Source organism: Peribacillus sp. S4, assembly GCF_046715815.1.
Classification (GTDB): domain Bacteria; phylum Bacillota; class Bacilli; order Bacillales; family DSM-1321; genus Peribacillus; species Peribacillus frigoritolerans.
On the sequence record NZ_CP175708.1, the window covers coordinates 2,750,127 to 2,768,506 of the forward strand.

General features: G+C 35.7%; 17 protein-coding genes. 4 read left to right on the top strand and 13 right to left on the bottom strand.

Annotated elements, in window-relative coordinates:
• Nucleotides 1-260: 260 nt before the first annotated feature.
• From ACJ9PY_RS13050 to ACJ9PY_RS13080, 7 genes are all read right to left on the bottom strand, one after another.
• On the bottom strand, nucleotides 261-1,265 hold the full coding sequence (locus ACJ9PY_RS13050; RefSeq protein ID WP_063577735.1) for an NAD-dependent epimerase: 1,005 nt from the start codon (nucleotides 1,263-1,265) through the stop codon (nucleotides 261-263).
• A gap of 357 nt (nucleotides 1,266-1,622) precedes the next feature.
• Nucleotides 1,623-2,804 (bottom strand): hypothetical protein, encoded by a 1,182-nt coding sequence (locus ACJ9PY_RS13055; RefSeq protein WP_278089122.1) that lies wholly within the window; start codon nucleotides 2,802-2,804, stop codon nucleotides 1,623-1,625.
• Entirely contained in the window at nucleotides 2,791-4,305 is a 1,515-nt protein-coding gene (locus tag ACJ9PY_RS13060) for a glycosyltransferase (protein WP_411740208.1), read from the bottom strand. The genes ACJ9PY_RS13055 and ACJ9PY_RS13060 overlap by 14 nt, the downstream gene beginning before the upstream one ends.
• 374 nt (nucleotides 4,306-4,679) lie before the next feature.
• Nucleotides 4,680-5,999, bottom strand: a complete 1,320-nt coding sequence (locus ACJ9PY_RS13065; protein ID WP_411740209.1) for a UDP-glucose dehydrogenase family protein — start codon at nucleotides 5,997-5,999, stop codon at nucleotides 4,680-4,682.
• 1 nt (nucleotide 6,000) lies between these two features.
• The gene (galU, locus tag ACJ9PY_RS13070) at nucleotides 6,001-6,906 is read right to left on the bottom strand and encodes a UTP--glucose-1-phosphate uridylyltransferase GalU (protein WP_214768371.1); all 906 of its coding nucleotides are present in this window, start codon (nucleotides 6,904-6,906) and stop codon (nucleotides 6,001-6,003) included.
• 920 nt (nucleotides 6,907-7,826) lie between these two features.
• A complete protein-coding gene (locus ACJ9PY_RS13075; protein WP_057277581.1) occupies nucleotides 7,827-8,444 on the bottom strand; it encodes a hypothetical protein in 618 nt (205 codons plus the stop codon).
• Nucleotides 8,445-9,305: 861 nt separating this feature from the next.
• Nucleotides 9,306-9,902 carry a hypothetical protein gene (locus ACJ9PY_RS13080; RefSeq protein WP_052137250.1) on the bottom strand — a complete coding sequence of 199 codons (597 nt, stop codon included), beginning with the start codon at nucleotides 9,900-9,902 and terminating at the stop codon, nucleotides 9,306-9,308.
• Nucleotides 9,903-10,198: 296 nt separating this feature from the next.
• Here ACJ9PY_RS13080 and ACJ9PY_RS13085 point away from each other — a divergent pair, with 296 nt between their 5' ends.
• From ACJ9PY_RS13085 to ACJ9PY_RS13095, 3 genes are all read left to right on the top strand, one after another.
• Entirely contained in the window at nucleotides 10,199-10,672 is a 474-nt protein-coding gene (locus ACJ9PY_RS13085) for an NUDIX hydrolase (RefSeq protein WP_057277580.1), read from the top strand.
• Nucleotides 10,672-11,760 carry a glycosyltransferase gene (locus ACJ9PY_RS13090; RefSeq protein WP_222619818.1) on the top strand — a complete coding sequence of 363 codons (1,089 nt, stop codon included), beginning with the start codon at nucleotides 10,672-10,674 and terminating at the stop codon, nucleotides 11,758-11,760. Before ACJ9PY_RS13085 ends, ACJ9PY_RS13090 begins: the two co-directional genes overlap by 1 nt.
• Before the next feature lie 640 nt (nucleotides 11,761-12,400).
• Nucleotides 12,401-13,189 carry a HipA family kinase gene (locus tag ACJ9PY_RS13095; protein ID WP_057277578.1) on the top strand — a complete coding sequence of 263 codons (789 nt, stop codon included), beginning with the start codon at nucleotides 12,401-12,403 and terminating at the stop codon, nucleotides 13,187-13,189.
• A 62-nt stretch (nucleotides 13,190-13,251) separates the two neighbouring features.
• On the opposite strand, the gene ACJ9PY_RS13100 is transcribed toward ACJ9PY_RS13095, so the two are convergent.
• Both ACJ9PY_RS13100 and ACJ9PY_RS13105 read right to left on the bottom strand, forming a co-directional pair.
• Entirely contained in the window at nucleotides 13,252-13,509 is a 258-nt protein-coding gene (locus tag ACJ9PY_RS13100; protein WP_411740210.1) for a hypothetical protein, read from the bottom strand.
• A gap of 57 nt (nucleotides 13,510-13,566) precedes the next feature.
• Entirely contained in the window at nucleotides 13,567-13,821 is a 255-nt protein-coding gene (locus ACJ9PY_RS13105) for a hypothetical protein (protein ID WP_283928555.1), read from the bottom strand.
• Between the two features lie 292 nt (nucleotides 13,822-14,113).
• Between ACJ9PY_RS13105 and ACJ9PY_RS13110 the strand changes: the two genes are divergently transcribed.
• Entirely contained in the window at nucleotides 14,114-14,767 is a 654-nt protein-coding gene (locus ACJ9PY_RS13110; RefSeq protein WP_063576161.1) for a 2OG-Fe(II) oxygenase, read from the top strand.
• 232 nt (nucleotides 14,768-14,999) lie between these two features.
• On the opposite strand, the gene ACJ9PY_RS13115 is transcribed toward ACJ9PY_RS13110, so the two are convergent.
• The 4 genes from ACJ9PY_RS13115 to ACJ9PY_RS13130 all read right to left on the bottom strand — a co-directional run bounded on the left by ACJ9PY_RS13115 (nucleotide 15,000) and on the right by ACJ9PY_RS13130 (nucleotide 18,369).
• Nucleotides 15,000-15,779, bottom strand: a complete 780-nt coding sequence (locus ACJ9PY_RS13115; RefSeq protein ID WP_063576160.1) for a hypothetical protein — start codon at nucleotides 15,777-15,779, stop codon at nucleotides 15,000-15,002.
• Nucleotides 15,780-16,289: 510 nt separating this feature from the next.
• Nucleotides 16,290-16,715: a VOC family protein gene (locus tag ACJ9PY_RS13120; RefSeq protein WP_057277574.1), complete on the bottom strand. Its 426-nt coding sequence runs from the start codon at nucleotides 16,713-16,715 to the stop codon at nucleotides 16,290-16,292.
• Between the two features lie 385 nt (nucleotides 16,716-17,100).
• Nucleotides 17,101-17,529, bottom strand: coding sequence for a DoxX family protein (locus ACJ9PY_RS13125; RefSeq protein ID WP_057277572.1), 429 nt, complete (start codon nucleotides 17,527-17,529; stop codon nucleotides 17,101-17,103).
• Nucleotides 17,530-17,601: 72 nt separating this feature from the next.
• On the bottom strand, nucleotides 17,602-18,369 hold the full coding sequence (locus ACJ9PY_RS13130; protein WP_411740211.1) for a M56 family metallopeptidase: 768 nt from the start codon (nucleotides 18,367-18,369) through the stop codon (nucleotides 17,602-17,604).
• Nucleotides 18,370-18,380: the final 11 nt, after the last annotated feature.

Sequence of the window (18,380 nt, forward strand, 5' to 3'; positions counted from 1 at the left end):
AATTTTTAATTTATCTTTTTCACTTGCATTATTCGTCCATATACCCATTCTTTGGTTTTGCGTTTTTACATATTAAACTTTAAATTTATTGATTATTGATCAGTGCTGCCTAATATGCACATTGAAGTTTGACAACACCTATTTTTCACATACACCCATGACTAGTAATATTTCCTCAAGGATGGACTTCAAAAGAGATTCCTACTTTTATTTTTTATCGATTAATATCCCATTTGGTAAAACTCACTGTTTCTTTTTCCTTATTTATTGTACTTTTTGTACCAATTTACAAAATGAGCTAAACCTTCTTCTATTGTTGTTGAAGGATGGAACCCCACATCAGCATGTAAATCGGCAATATCTGCATATGTCTCCTTAACATCCCCCGGTTGCATTGGTAAGAATTCTACTTTTGCCTTTTTGCCAATTAGTTTTTCTAATGTGTTAATGAAATCCATTAATTTTATAGGTTTATTGTTACCAATATTATAAATTTTGTATGGGGCATAGCTTGAACTTGAATCAGGGTTAGCTCTGTCCCATCCAATAGTATGAATCGGTGGTTTATCAAGTAACCGGACTATTCCTTCAACAATATCATCAATATAAGTGAAGTCTCTTCTCATATCTCCATTATTAAAAACCTTTATTGTATTCTCTTCGATAATATTTTTAGTAAAAGAATAATAAGCCATATCAGGTCTCCCCCATGGGCCATACACTGTAAAGAAACGGAGTCCTGTGGTTGGAATATTATATAAATGACTATACGTATGAGCCATTAATTCATTAGACTTTTTAGTGGCAGCGTATAAACTTACTGGATGATCCACTGGGTCTTTGGTTGAGAAGGGGATATTAGTATTTGCTCCATATACAGAACTAGAGGATGCATAAATTAAGTGCTTTACGTTATTGTGTCGACAAACCTCCAAGATATTGACAAACCCAACAAGGTTGGAATTAACATAAGAATCCGGATTTTCTATGCTATAACGTACTCCAGCCTGGGCTGCTAAGTTAATGACTATATCAATGGTTCTGTCTTTGAATAATTGATTTAATTTTTCTTTATTTGACAAATCCATTTTGTGGAATTCAAAATCAGGGTTTTCTTCTAATATCTTCAGTCGATTGTTTTTTAAAATAACATCATAATAATCATTAATATTGTCTACTCCAATAACCTTGTTATCTAGGGCTAACAAACGTTTTGTTAAATGGAAACCAATGAATCCTGCTGCCCCTGTTACTAAAATGTTCATAGCATTAATTTCAATCCTTTCTATTACATTAGGATTCTGACACTTTTTAGGAACACTGACTACATTATTTATAAAGTGTGATACTTTCGATTCTTTACACCAACAGAAAAGAATTCATGACGGATAAAAAGAGGAAATAAACTCAAAATTCTCATTGGAGAGAGACTTACGTTTTATTCGTAAACCACTAATGTCATGCTATCTTTTTCGCTTTAAGCCACATGAGTTATTCTCTCTTATACCCGCTGTGAATTAGCACTTACGTAAGTGAGTTAATGCTAAAACCATCTTGGAAACCGGTGAATGCGAAATCATCATCGGTTTTTTATATGCTCGGTTACGGTTAGATAACTATGACTATACAAGGGTATTTTCATTTTCATCTAATGGGATTGGTGTTTTTGTCCATTCAGCATACGTACCGGGATCTATCGCCTTTACTTGTTCTAAAAAGGCATCTAAAAAATTTCTTTCCCGCAGGTCTTTAAATAACTCGAGAGGTCTTTTTTGTTCACGTGAAAAAGAGTACACATGGTCGACTAATTTAAAACCATTCTTGGTTATAATGATATGTCGTAATGGGGCATCAATTTGTTTGAAACCTGATTTTTCCATTGTTTTCAATATATAGAGTAACCGTTTTGTGATGTCCTCAGAAAGTACAGATTGTTTTTTAAGAAACGTATTTAAATCTGGTCCTAATAGATATTCCATTAAAATATAATTGGGTCCTGTTTCAAAGACTTTCGGTATAAAGGGCAAGTCTTGACTTGATAAAAGGACCATTTTTTCCTGATTTGCATGTTCAGTTTTTCCATAAAGTTTGACGCAAGTCTCTTCAGACACTCGATAAACAGCACCTTGATGCCCTTTTCCAATGAGGGTTTGTGTTATGGCGCTATCCACTTTCACTCCATTACCTGAACCTCCTGAGTGGACTGGAATATTTCTAAAGTCCAAACTATTTTGATTGAAATAATCCTCCCACTCATTGAAGGTGTCCGGTTCAAGCTTTTTCACTTGAGCTAGGAACGAGTCCTTTAAAAGGATTATTTTCAAATCTCTTAATAATTTTAATGGTACAGGGTGTATCCTTTTGAAGGAATTCACATGGTCAATCACCTTAAGTTCCTCATTACCGACGACAAAAATATGGCGTAGAGGGGCATCTATCATGGTGAACTTTGCTTGTTTTAATTCCTTTAATATATAGAGAAGTTTCTTTACTATAGAATCAGGGATATACGTACAATTTCTCAGATATTCTTTTAAGGTCGGGGCATTAAAATATTCCATGACTATATAGTTTGGTCCTGTATCATATATCAAAGGCATAAAGGGTAGATGTTTTCCAGCTGCAAGAGCTTCTTCCTCCATTTTCGCTTGTACTGGGTCTGAATAGATTTTTACACATTTATCTTCTGAAAGTTGAAAAACTGCACCTTGAGCTCCCATTCCAATCAGCGGATAGCTTGTTGGATTGTGAATTTCCAAAGATTTTTCACCTTTGGTAACAGTAATGGTTTTAAAGTCCTCCATGATCTCCTCCTAACTGCTCATCTATGGCCTGCTGTTGAAATTTTTGAATTTTATAAAGGGCCTTTTTTACTTTTTCGGCTTTCTGAGCCTTTTTTTCTTTTTTACGAAAAGCTATTTTTTCATCTTGATCCTTAGCTCCCTGTTGAACTTTAGCTTCTTTTTCTTTTTTAATAGATGTTACAAGTTCATCTTTGACTTTATCATTAGTCTGCTGTTGTAGCTGCTGAAGCTGCGGAAACTGTTTAAGTTGTTGTAACTGTGGAAGTCCTTGAAGCTCTTGAAGCTGTTGCATATAAATAAGGGCTTTTTCGGCTAATTCGGCTTTTTTTCTAGGCTTTATCCTTTCGCCATCATACTTACCTTGCTGTTGAGACTGTAGAGTCTCCTTAAGGACTTTTTTATCTTCTTGGCGCGGTGTTACTAAATATCGTTTACCTACTTTATAAGGGGCTACAAGTTCATCATAAAATTCAGCTTGTTGTTGAAGTTGTTGGGCGAGGTTAAAGTTTTGTTCTACTTTTTGACGAGCCGCTACTGTATATGTTTCCCATATCTCTCTGTTCGTCAGCATAAATTCAAGAGCATCTGCCAGTTCATCTACATTGTTTTCTTGTACTAAAACCCCTTCTTTGTTATTAGTTATTAATTCAGGGATGCCGGCATGATTGGTCGAAATCACTGGTACTCCAATCGCCATAGCTTCTTTTAATGTATTAGGTATACCTTCTACATCTCCATCGGCAGCTTCTAAGCTCGCGGCGCAAAATATATCTGCTTTGGTCATTTGTTCTCTAACTTGATCTTTAGGGAGATGGTTTAATAGGCGAAAAGAGTCTCCTAAATTAAGTTGATTTGCCAATGAAATGAGATATTCTTCAAGCCCCCCTCTACCGATAATCGTCAAGGTTGCATTTGGAAATTTACCTCTGATTTTTTGGAAAGCTTGCATTAAGATGTGATGTCCTTTTTTTTCCACCAACCTACCGATGGATAGAATGTTTTGAGAATCCCCTTTATGTGGTGCCCGGTATTTGAATTCGTTAAGGTCAACGCCCCCATATAGCACTCTAATTTTTTCTGAAGGACAACCCCAAGCAATTAACCTATCTGCTAAATACTGACAAACTGGAAAAAAACGCTCCCCTCGATCAAATAGCATTCTCATGTTATCTAGATAGCCAATGGGCTGATTAGCCAGGGTTGCATCCCTGCCTCTAATACTTGTTACCAACGGAAGGTTTGTTTCCTCTTTAAAAGGAAGTAATAACATCCCTAATTGGCCATGATGAGCATGTAATAGGGAGATATTATTTCTTTTGACATATTCTTTTGGTGAGAAAACTTCATTGAGATAATGAACCTTCTCATTTAAAAGGGAAAGATCTAACATATACTTAGGTTGTCGTACCATATGAATATAATCATAATCAGGAACTTCTCGAATCTGTGAGATATATTGGGTCGGATCAACTCTTAAATTCAAATGCATAACTGTGTGCAAATAAATGATCTCCTTTCATGCATAGTAAGCAAATTTCCTGGACCTTTTCAAGTATATTATGCAGGACTCCCTAGGTACGCATGGACTAATAACATACAGTAAAGCTAAATGACCGAGAGTATGCGTTTGTCTAATACAAAGGGGGATTTAAGTAGGTGCCATGACACAAGATCATTTACAAACAATGATAATAAAACAACATGTTATAGTTGATGTTAATCTAAGGTTTTAATCGTCGATGATGATTTTTCTTATATTTAAGAAATATAAAAAAGCACCCAAGATACGATCAAAGGTGCTACATTGCCAGTTTGAACCTAATATACGTTTTCAACATGTCTGAGTTAAAGAGGTATTAGAAAAATTTTTTCGCTTTATGTCATTCCAATAACAATTGCTGGTCTTCCTATTGGGTAATATTCAATTTTCTTGCACGCCCTGATTCGATCTTCTTCAAGACAATTTCTACCATCAAAAACGATTGGCCGTCTCATTGTTGTCATCAATGTTTTCAAATCTAAAAGTCTAAACTCTTTCCATTCGGTAACAATGAATACAGCATCCGCATTCACTGCCGCTTCGCGGACTGTGCTTGCAAAGCTGATTGTATCCCCTAATATGTTCTTCGCATTATCCACTGCAACCGGATCATAAGCTACCACTTCTGCTCCAAGTTTGGTTAATGAACGCGCAATTTTGATTGATGGAGCTTCCCTCATGTCGTCTGTCTCTGGCTTGAAAGCGAGACCAAGCATTGCAACTTTTTTCCCTTTTAAATCTCCTAAGCGATTTATCGCGTTGGTTACAAGGAGCTCCTGCTGAAAATCATTGATCGCTACTGTTTCTTTTAACAGGGAAAAATGTACTCCATTTAAATTGGCAGTATGAAGCAACGCTTTAACATCCTTTGGAAAACAAGATCCTCCATAACCAATGCCGGGCTGTAAAAAAGCTTCTCCGATCCTTTTATCTTTTCCCATTCCCTTTGCTACATCTTTAACATCTGCCCCCACTACTCCGCATAAATTGGCAACTTCATTGATAAAGCTAATCTTGGTCGCCAAAAAGGCATTAGATGCGTACTTAATCATTTCCGCACTTCGAATGCTTGTTAGTATAAATGGTACATTTAATGGACGATACATTTCTTGTACTTTCTTAGCAGCCTCATCATCTTCAGAACCGATTATGATTCGATCTGCTTGCATCGTATCCATGACGGCAGACCCTTGTCTTAAAAATTCAGGATTTGATACCATATTAAAGGTGACACTTTCGTTACAATGTTCTTCAATGATGCTTTTAATAAAATCATTCGTACCAACAGGCACAGTACTCTTTATAACGACTACTGAACTCTGTACCAGGTTCGCAGCAATATCCTTCGCGGCCTGCACAATATAAGATAAATCTGCTCCCCCATCCTCCATTTGCGGTGTTCCTACGGCAATTATGATAATCTCGGCACCATTTAGCGCTTCTCGATGAGATGTAGTAAATAGCAGTCTACCCGCTGCAGCATTTTGAATAAGCAAATTCTCCAGACCAGGTTCATATATTGGAGAAATCCCTTGACGTAGGCTTTTAATTTTCTGTTCATCTGTATCGATACAAATGACATTATGACCTATTTCTGACAAACAAACACCAGTGGACAGCCCGACATAACCTGTACCCAAAACAGCTATTTTCATATCATTCAAGCTCTCTCTTTATAATTTGGAGGTTTTCTTTCTTATTTACATCCCTTAAATAGGAAAGTACCTCGTCTCTTATATCATCCCTGCGCAAAGCAAAGTCTATTGTTGCCTTAATGAATCCAACTTTATCACCAATATCATATCGGTTTCCCTCAAAGTTATATGCTAATACAGCCTGCTGTTTATTTAGCTCATTAATGGCATCAGTAAGTTGTAATTCATTACCATGTCCAACCGGAAGCTTGGAAAGCGTTTCAAAAATCTCGGGTCTAAAAACATAACGCCCCATTATCGCATATCTGGAAGGCGCCTCTTCCCTTTTCGGTTTTTCCACCAAAGAATCTATATGAAAAAGGTTTGGCTCAATCATTGTCCCTTTTGGCTTAATAATTCCATATTTACTGACATCCTTTTCCGGAACATTCTGAACAGCTACGACTGAACTGTTGCAATACTCAAAAACACTGATGATTTGTTTCAGACAGGGTGTATTAGACATAACGATGTCATCCCCTAACAAAACGGCAAAAGGTTCATTTCCAATGAAGCTTTTAGCACAGAGAATTGCATGTCCTAGCCCCATCGGTTCCTTTTGGCGGACATAATAGATATTTGCCAAGCTGGATATTTTCTGAACTTCCTCTAAAATATCGAGCTGATTTTTTCTTAAAAGTGCATCTTCCAACTCATAGGATTTATCAAAATGATCCTCTATTGATCTTTTTCCTCTACCGATTATGATAATTATTTCCTCTATGCCCGAAGCTACTGCTTCTTCAACAATATATTGAATCGTTGGTTTATCAACAATCGGCAGCATTTCCTTAGCCTGAGCTTTTGTAGCAGGCAAAAATCGGGTCCCTAGACCTGCGGCCGGAATAATGGCCTTTCGGATTTTCATAAGCTGCCTCCCTTTTATCATTCATTAATCCTTTATATGCAATAGGACAACTTACGGTCTAGTTAGTAGCCCAATTCGTCCATTTTTATTTAACAGGGGCCAGTAGGCTATATATGGAAGAATTCCAATCAGGCTGTGGCCGGGCCCCGCATCCTGTCGGTTAGTGCCCTTTAAAACCTGCATTACACTTTTTATGTAATGGAGGTTGAAATGATCGATATACGGTTTGGATTAACCACTGTAGAGCTTTTTCCGGTACAGTAGCCTAACCGATTTCCCTTTCCCTTTCTTTGAAAAACTCCATCGCAGGATCAGTTTTTTGTTTAATTTTAAAGGCTCTTTTCGTAAAGGTTGTTGTTTTTAAAACGAAACTATCTAAGGTTGATTGGAGCGGAAGTGCGAGACTCCTGCGGGAGTGGCGGGACAGGTGAAGACCCCACAGGCGTTTACGCCGAGGGGGCTCACCGCCCGCACCAAGGAAAGCGAGCATCTGGAGGGGAAATCAACCACACCTCACTACTTGGTATATAGCAACAAAGTATGTGAAAACAGCCATTTTAAAATATATGACGGACTGTATTCATGATTTTGAGGTGGGAATTTTCAAATGAAAGGGGAGGTTTTTTTAACCCCATCCATTTTTAATAAGAATTCGATCTATGTTGAATGGATATAGTTAAGGAATTTCACTCCTAAAGCAACAACACTTATCATCCTTTTAGAGGCTAATGCAACACTTTTACTTTCTCGGTACGTGAAGAGCAAAACTTAGCATATTGGATACAATTCTAATGAATCATTTCGCTCCATTTGCAACCTTCGTCTAGTTTCGACGTATGGCAACTACTGTGCACCGAAATCCGATGGAAATGAACTTGTTTTCAAATAAAGAAGAAGAGGCTTTAACAGCCTCTTCTTCTTTATTGAGTTTCATCTTCATTTTTATTACCACTACTGCTATTTGCTATAAACATCGCAATTTGCGCCTTTTTTTCTACATCTAAATCAAGGGTATCGATTATGCTAAAAGGTGATTTTAATAAGGGGGGGTGTGGTTGTGCAATCTTCGTTATTTCTTGCAAGATTTTATCTGAAGTTTGATCTTGTTGTTTAATTAACTGATTCTGAAGTTGAATCTGAAGTTCCTTCTGTTGTTCTTCTTGGTGTTGGAGTTGGTCTTGAATTTTCTCTAGTGGCAGTGAACGCTTCGATATTTCGTGTAAGACTTTATCTAAATGCTCATCTTGTTGTTTAGATAATTTATTCTGGAGTTGAACCTGAAGATCCTTCTGTTTTTGTTCTTGGAGTTGGAGTTGGTCTTGAATTTTTTCCAGTGGTTGTGAAATCTTCGTTATTTCTTGTAAGATTTTATTTAAAGTATCATTTTGTTGTTTAATTAATTGATTCTGAAGTTGAACCTGAAGATCCTTCTGTTTTTGTTCTTGGAGTTGGAGTTGGCCTTGAATATTTTCTAATATATGGTTATATTTTTTCCTGTTGTCTTCCTTGTGATTATCTGTTTGATCATTTTTACCCATTAGGTTCCCACCCTTTTCACTATTTATTGGTTATGGAGGCACATTTGTATTACATATTGTGTAGTTGGAAAAATCGTCTTCCCAATTGAAATTACTTTCACCTTTTTATGTTTCAAATAACTTTTGTTGCAGAATCAGTATATGGACAATCGGAGATAGGCTATTTCACTATTTCTTAGTATTGTCGACATGATTGTGTTGCCGTTGCCGATCATAATGATAGCAATGTACTTGTAATTTATTGTGTCGGGACAACAACTGATCCATCGTAATCATTCCGGTCTATACTTCAAGAGTAATGGAAGCCCAAAAAATGGTACAGTTTAAGCAGTCTTAATCTAAATGTTTGGTATCAAATTTAGGGATGTTTGAAAATGATTCACCTCATTTTAGTTTAGGAAACCATACATGTGGTTTCCGATTTTCTTATTTGCATAGACAGATCTTTCATAGATAAATAACCATCACTTTCTTTCTATAGTTATTCAACACGCCTTTGAATGACTGAGCGTTTGTCATGTGTAGACGTTAAACTTATACCATCATCCAAAAAAAAATAAAAAAACCACTTTAATAAGGAAAAATCGTTATCTGGTTGTAAAAATGGTTTTACGAATATTGTAATTTGTCCTAATAAATGCCGAACGTGCACTTTTAGGAACGGGAGAAATAATGCATTTCCGCCCATATTGCGAATTTTAGAGTCTGGAGAATTCCAAACTAAAAAGTCGAACTCCTTTATGTTAAGGGTTCGACTTTCCTCTTTTAAGTTTCCCTGCTTGTACGACATAATTGGATTTGTAGGAAATCATCATAGATTTTTTGCGATATTGGCCCACTTAACATTTCGCATATTCTCATTTATATCGCATTGAAGTCGATATTTTTTTGCCATTCTTCATACGATTCAGGATCGATTTTCTTTGCTTGTTTCAGGAAAGTATCCAATAACCCCAATTTCTTTAAATCACGAAACATCTTTGGATTATATGGATCATTCATTGTGAGGCCATCTGAATGATCGATTGCTTTCAGCACATTTCCCTTTGTTACAACAAAATGTCCGATTGAGGTCTTGATTCTAATAAATCCAACTCTCTTCAGTTCCTTTCGAATCATTATGATTTGTTCTGTAATCGATTCGGGAATATCTTGCTTCCCTTTCAAAAAATCTTTTAGATTAGGACCTTTTAAATATTCCATAATTACATAGTTTGGTCCGACTTCATATAACCTCGGAACAATATGAGTATCCTTAGCTGCTTCAAGTGCTTTCCCCTCTTTAGTTGCTGCATTTGGATTGACATAGATTTTTACGCAAATATCTTCATCAAGCTGAAAAACTGCACCTTGACTTCCTGCCCCAATTAGTTTTAATGTGGTTGGATTATGAATAAGAAGTTCCTTTTTACCGTTCTTTTCAATTCTTTCAACCCTAATTAATTTAAAATCATTCATCTGATCTACCACCTCTTTGCTGCTTATTAATAACCATAATATCTATACTATGAAATCATCGAATAGTTGCTTTAGGATAATAACACTTTTTCAAAAAATTAAGTCATACCTTCTTTTATTGAGTTCTTAAGGAAAGCCTTTCCTAGCATTTCTTCAGGTTCTTATGCTCATACACATACAAATAAGAACTTTACAAAAAACAAACAAATATATGTACTTGTCCGTTTCAAATCTTTTCCATTTTGCATTTACTATAAAAGTGGATTAACCAGAAAATATCAGAAAGGGGACTTGAGATGGGATACATTGAAGATTTACGTGCTCTCGTTGGAACTAGAGCTTTGATACTTACTGGGGTCACCGTTTTGGTTATCGATCAGAACAGCCGTTTTCTAATGGTACAATCCGAAAAAATGTGGAAATTGCCGGGCGGCTTCATCGAATTAGGAGAATCTGCGGAAGAGGCATGCAGACGTGAAATTTTGGAGGAAACAGGAATTAACATCGGAAACCTTCAATTAATTGGCGTTTTTTCAGGGAAGGACTATTTTACGAAGCTGCCTAATGGTGATCAATACTTTTCAGTCAACATTGCTTACGTTACCGAAGAAATACTCAGCGGAGATTTAAAACCTGATGATATAGAAATACAAAAAGTACAATTTTTTAAATGGTCCGCTTTTCCGAATGATCTTTCTGAACGAGATCGCCAAATATTTCAAAGTTTTATCGAAAATTTGATTTTAGATAGAAGAAAGGGATTGAAATAGTGAAGACAATCGCTTTTTACATTAGAGAACCTATAAAAATCAATCAAGGATTTATGTACAATCAAATCATTATGCTGGATCAATATCGCCCTATTGTTATAGGCCCATACCCAAATTGCGACAATGTTCAATATCAGTTTGAACACTATTATAATTTGAACGAAATTCAAGACCTTGGAGCCTTCTTTAAGGAGCAAAATGTCGTAGCGATTCACGCTCATCAGGGGAAACATTCCATCGATATATTACCAGCAGCTATAGAGTATGATATACCTTTGGTTGTACATTTTCGAGGACGTGATTCTTCCACTCAAACATTTAAGAGATTTCGCAAAAATGTCCTCCGATATCAAAATTTAGTAAAACATGGAGCTGCTTGTTTTTCAGTCTGCCATTTTCTTGCAGATGAATTAAAAAAATTAGGATTTAAAGAAGATAAAATACATGTACTATATGGGGGGCTGGATTTAGATTTATACCCATTTGTCCAACGTTCCCTACCTAATGAAGGAGAAATCCGAATCTTGTCCGTAGCCAGACTTGTCGAAAAAAAGGGATTCCTTACACTTTTGAAGGCTTTTCAACGGATTCATCAGGAATACCCAAGAACGACACTGCACATCATTGGGACAGGTAAAGATGAAGAGAAGTTAAGAATTTTCATTGATGAAAATCAATTAAACGAGCGCGTTTTTCTTAGAGGACCAATGGATTCAAACCAAATTTCTAACGAATTAAGAGATTCCCACCTCTTTTGCCTTGCCAGTGAAACAGGCGAAGATGGTGATGTAGAAGGGATTCCAAATGCACTAAAAGAAGCTATGGCAAGTGGTTTACCAGTCATCTCCACCTTTCACGCTGGGATTCCGGAATTGATTGAGCATAAAAAAACAGGTTACCTTGTTCCTGAGAAAGATGATTTAAAATTGGCTCAAGGTCTAAAATATTTCCTGAGTCATCCAAGAGTATGGAAGAGATATACCAGAAGTGCAAGACAGGTAATTGATGAAAATTTCGATTTGAATAAACAAATCATCGAACAACAAAGGCTATACAGCTTAATAGAAAAAAACAACGAAATTAATTAACCATGAGTCAGTCCAAAATAACCTGTTGAGCTCGTAAAATCATTAATTTGTGGAAAGGTACATGTCATGCTTTTTAGCGATGGTAAAAAGTTTGTAATTAAATGAATGGCACTGAAAATAAAAGAACCAATAATAGTAGTAATTGAGTATGTGTGCAATAAATTAGCATTGTTCCTTCCTTTTGTCCCCGTCGGACTAATTTATACCCATGACGAAATCATAAAAATACTCCCAAATTACATTCCAAAAATACAAATTTAGTTCAGATCCACTATTCGTGTTTATTTATCGAGAATAGTATTTTACTTGAACTTAGTGAAGGCGACAATTTTGTCCATATGATTGATCCCAGAATTCGGGTGATATCGTAGCATGCAAAAATGAGTTCTCAGGTACTGTATCAGTTACCAAGAAACTTATCCATTTGCCGTCTCTATGCTAAATGATGGATTTTAACATCATTTGTATTCCTTCCCAAAGGAAAAAAGTGAAGTGCTGTACAAATTTCTTTTAAGAAAAGTCATTTACCGAAACTTATAATGAATTTCATCAATCAATACAGAAGCAATAATGTTAATGAAAAAGATAAGGTGAAAATGAAAAAGAGCTAGACAAATATTTTTAAAGGAGACAAAGTGATATGACAAAATATCCAGTTAAATATGTACAAACATTAAGGGGCGGAACCGCACATGTCATTCTTTTCAGCGATGGTAAAGAATATGTCGTGAAGTGGTTCGATACTAAGAAAGACAGAGAAAAGGAAGTGGTCAATGAATACCTGATCGGAAAGTTGGCAGAGCTCCTTTCACTTCCCGTTATCCCATTTGATCTTGTATATATACCGGAAGATTTCATCAAGAAGACGCCTGAATTACAATCCACTCAACACAACTATAGTTCTGGATACCAATATGGCTGTGTATTTATTAGAAACAGTACCGTTTTCGAGAATGTTAGAGAAAATCCTCCCACAAAGACGGATGTTAAAAACCGGGATATGCTTGCCGGTATAACGGTATTCGACCAATGGGTGAATAACTCTGATCGAGGTACGATGAATGTCATTTTGGAAAATCTCAGCGATGGCGGATATTATGTCCATATGATTGATCATGGCAGAGTTTTTCCAGGACGCTACCAATGGTCTGCTCAAACATTAAGTGAAACACCAGTATATAACTACCATTGGCCTTTTTATAAGTGGGCCTTCTCTCTTCTCGATGATCACAAAGAGCTTACATCGTTTATAGAAAAAATTGTGAAATTGCCGAACAAATCGATCTATCAAGTAATCGAATCCCTCCCTAAAGAGTGGAATGTGAAAACGAAGGATAGAGATGCTCTCTACAAGTTTCTTTTAGAACAGAAAAATAAATTGCCTGAAATCGTTGAACGTATCATCCAGCATCATAGCAATCCCAAATAACGCTGGTTATTTCCATAGAAAAAAGTAACTCTTATTTGCTTTAAAGGAGTTACTTTTTTTATTTATAAATTTTTCCATTCTATATAGGATTCGGGAGCCATTTCTTTTAACTCTTCCATGAACATTGGTAATAGACCTAACTTTTTTAGGCCTTTGAATATCAACTCTGGTTTGTTTCGAATCCGTGTAAAGGAGCTATAATGATCTATTACTTTTAACTCTTCTTCCTTAGTTACAATAATGTGGCGCAAATCGGCATCCAATCTGGTAAACTTTAATCGCTTCATTTCTTTTAAAACAAAAAGAATTTGCCTCATCAATTTTTCGGATAGGATCCCCCCAGATTCTAAATATTGAAATAAAGTTGGCCCTTCAAGTTATTCCATAATAATATAGTTATACCCCACCTCATAAAGCCGTGGAATAGTGGGAGACTCCTGTGCAATTTTTAATACATTTCCCTCTTTAGCCGCAAATTCTGGTTTTGCACAAATTTTCACACATTTATCTGAAGAAATTTTAAAAACGGCCCCTTGCGCCCCCTTTCCGATCAGTGGAAACGACGTCGGATTTTTTATCACATCCACTTTTTTAATTCCTTCAGTAACACAGATAGATTTAAAGTTCTCCACTTTCAATCACTCCTTAACATTCACTATCGTACTATTACTTTTTATCCTTTGTCTCTTTTTCTCTAAGATTCTTGGTTTGAATCCTCCGTCCCCTTTTCATTGTGCTCATTCTGAAAGAAAACGGCTTTGATAGGGTTAAGAGAATAGCTTTCATCCAGTAATTTTTACTTGTCGACGGAAATAAGTAACAGATACATAACAATGTTCATGGTATAATTAACATAGGAAAATGCTTACAGAATAATCCAAACTTTTTGTTCTGAAAATTCATTCTTTTGGGAGTCGATGAAAGTTGACAGTGGATAATAAAACAAGTAAAGAACAAACGATTTTTAATCATATTGGAAATAAAATCAAAACTGAAGACAGAGAAATAAATGTAGTTGCTAGATTAGAAGAACCTCTAATTGTAGTTTTAGAAAATGTTTTGAGTGACGAAGAATGTGACGGACTTATTGAAATGTCAAAAGACAAAATGAATCGTTCCAAAATTGGAGTTACGCACGAAGTAAATGAGATAAGAACAAGCAGCAGTATGTTTTTTCAAGAAAATGAATATGACATCCTTACCAAAATTGAAAAAAGGATATCAACAATCATGAATATACCCGTTGAACATGGAGAGGGTATTCAAATTCTTAAATACACTCCTGGACAAGAGTATAAAGCTCATTTTGATTTTTTTACATCTTCAAGTATTGCAGCAAAAAATAATAGAATTAGCACAATCATCTTGTACTTAAATGATGTGGAGCATGGAGGGGAAACTTTTTTTCCTAAATTGAATTTTTCAGTATCTCCGCGAAAGGGAATGGCTGTGTATTTCGAATATTTTTACAACGATAAAAACCTAAACGAACTAACTTTACACGGTGGGGCGCCCGTTATCACGGGGGAAAAATGGGTTGCAACACAATGGATGAGGAGACAGAGTAGCCGCTCATGATGTGTATACGATAGACTTTAAAAGCCTCAATTTTAGGTGCCTAATGAACAATGGCACCTATTCGTTCATTTAAAATTCTCCTATTTAAAATCGCCAAACATAAAATAATGATTAATAGTCTAAATTGACACTGTTTCGTCCCATCAAACTATTTCCGACGTTTCAAATTACGCTTTTCCCCTAGGTTTTTCTTTAGGTTTGATGTAAAAATACCTTTGCATACATTCACTATTCATTTACCTTTGTTGCTCTTTCTAAAATTATCGTAATCAGTCTTAATGTAATGAAATACCTTCGCGTTGCCATTATGGTCTGGATGAGTTATTTTTAGTAACCCTTTATATTCTGCCAATACTTCTTTATCGCTCGCCATTTTAGAAAGCCCTAATTTTTCACTATAATCATTGGATTGAATAGTGGAGTCCATCATGTAATTGTTTCTGATTTTTTCTTTTAATTTTATCAATTCATTACGTAATTCAATATTTTCTTTTAATAAATCCTTTGATTCATTTTGTAATTCACTTTTCTCATTCTTTAGAATGGCAACTTCCTTTTTGAACATATCCCTTTGCTGAATCAATATTCTTTTTGCTGTCTCATGAAGCTCTTCGATACCTTCTATATGCTTTTCTTGAGCTTGTATTTTTAATTTTAATCGGTGTATGATTTCGTCCTTATTTTGATTTATACTATCATTTATAGCCAGCTTTGAAGCTGTGTCATCACTTATGTATCCGGTGTTCCTCTTTCCGTTCCCGGCGTATTTAATCTTACCTTCGCCAAGCCAGCGCCTGACAGTCTGTACACTATTACTTTCTGTTACTCCTGCATCTTTTAACATTTCAAATGCTTGATCTGTGTCATCCATTATGTATCCGGTTTTCCTATTCCCGATGCCTCCCTCATATTTAATCTTACCTTCACGAAGCCAGCGTCTAACAGTTTGTATACTACTGCTTTCTGATACTCCTGCATCCTTTAGCAGGTCGAAAGCTTGATCTGTGTTCACATTGTTTCCCCTTTCCCCTTATTACGCAATGAATTGTTACTTCGAATGATATGATAGTACCTTATTAAAAGGAAAAATTTTTACAAAGAAGGAGCCTAATTTGTATGTCAATGTTTTAAATAATAGCATAGGCATATTCTAAACAAAGAACAAATAGATGAAGAATATATGACGAATATCACAGGGAGATAACGATAATGTATCAGAGTAAAATTGTGGAACCAGAAAACTACGTATTCATGATATCATTGGTGGAGTGACGAGCTATATATATACATTCAGATTGAATATAGAATCCAGTGACAGTGAGAATGAACGCCTACTTAATCTATAAACGTGATGTTATCTTATATGCTTCCGTGGGGGGATCTTTTGATGCCCTATGAAAAGAGATAAGAGTCATACTTAAAAATCCCGGTCTCTCAGTAATATTAATGAGAAATCGGGATTTATTTATTCACACATTACAGCTGCAACTATTCACCAAAACAGCTGTTATTATTTAACAAATTATTTTTCACCCTCTGTATAAATTTGAAAGGTTACACCGAATTTGTCTGTTACAATCCCATAAGCAGGGCTGAAAAAAGCTTCCTGCAGAGGCATTTTTACTTCTCCACCTTGCGACAAAGTTTCAAAGATTCGTTTTGATTTTTCAATTTCGTTAATTGAAATGCAGATCGTGACTTGATCTCCAGATTGACTGGTTTGACCTGGAAACGTATCCGAAAACATGAAGTCCGTTTCCCCAACCTTTAACATTGCGTGTGCCACAAGATCCTTTGCTTCTTCTGGCAGAGGAAATTCAGGATTTTCTGGCATTTCTCCAAAAGTTTGATTAAAGAGGACTTTTGCATCCAATGCTTTTTCGTAAAATTGAATCGCTTCCTTCGCATTTCCGTTCATCATTAAATATGGAGATAATCGCATGGTCATAATTAGATGACTCCTTTTGTTTTGATTTTTTTACTAAGCTTGGAAATTTCCAAGCTTGCTTTTGAACTGTCAATGGCAATAATCACTATACCATTATTACCCATGATTGAATTTTATAACACAGAACATGCGTTCGTCAATGGGAATTTACAGAAAACTATCAAATTTTCTACATGTTGAATTGAAAATTCCAAGGTTATTGATGTATAGACAAAGTATGTCACGTTATGGCAGTTATGGAAAACTTCTTTTATTCGTGGTTTTTCAAATCATGAAGCATTTCAAATAAGAATAGGTGAAATGAAAAAGGCATGACCCTAGTAGATTACCGGTATCATGCCTCAAGAAAAAAGTGTTGGAATTTTTGTAATGTCGCTTAATCTTATTAACTTGCTATCCTTTCTGAATCCTGTGTTTTTTTAAGTTTTGGTAACTTAGAGTCTATAGATAGGAAGCGGCTTCCATTCAATACTAGGTGAAGCGCAATAATCATAAGAACGAGATCCAGTTCATACCCTGAGCCTTCCCCATTCCCCATAAAACCTGCTGGGAATTTCACATAAACAATTGCACCAGCCATGATGAATACAAGGAGGGCAGAAATTATTCTTGTTCCAAGACCTATTATTAAAGCAATTCCTCCAACCAATTCAATCATACCGACTACATAGGCCATGAATCCGGGAATGCCTATACTTTGAAACCACCCTGAAGTGTTTTCCAATCCACCTTTGAATTTTGACAAACCATGCAAGAAAAATGAAATTCCCAACATAACCCTTAATAAAAAGGTACCGATTTCTTGTTTATTCATGACACATCTCCTTTTTTATATTTAACACTACAAAGTGTAGTGTAAAGTGGTAAAAAAATCAAGTGAAAGTCATCAGACAATCACTATAGTCATTCCTATAAGGATAACCAAAACATAAATGGAAACAAAAATCGTGGTAGTTTCAGCCCTTAAAGGAATTGTTTTATGGGGATCAATTAATTGCTGAAGTCTATAGTTAACTGATTCATTCGAGAAATGAACAAGGATAGGAAAGGATTTATCAGTGCACCCATGTTTAATTAACTTCAATAAAGCGGCACTTATTCCTAATTCAGTCCCCATTTTATGAATCGCATTTTCGTCGGCTGATAATTCACTTATTATTTTGTAATTTTTATGACACCATTTTGTCAATGGGACAAACCATAACGCATTTGAAATCAACTGTAAAATAAAGATGACCAGTGGATCATATTTCTTTTGGTGAAAGGCCTCATGCTCCACTACCGCTTCTAGTTCATCAAAGTCCAGTAATCGAATTAAACCAGTACTGAACACAATGAAAGGCCTCCTGAAACCAATCGTAAACGCAAGCGGCTGTTCAGCGTTCACAACTAAGATATCATTGTTGACCCGATTGAATGTTTCATTTACATTCCTTGTCATATCAACGTTTTTTGAAAGAAAAAGCTTTTGTTTAAACCTTCTGGATAAGAAATATTGCTCTGCAATTTTGAATAAGGTGCTCAATATACTATAGGATATTATTATACTGAGCAGTGTGACGACCACAAAGTAGTATACTGAATCTTCCTTGAATAAACTAAAACAAAATTTAAAGAAATTAGCTTTAATATTCACGCCAAAAAAGATGTGCACTAAAAAGGCTC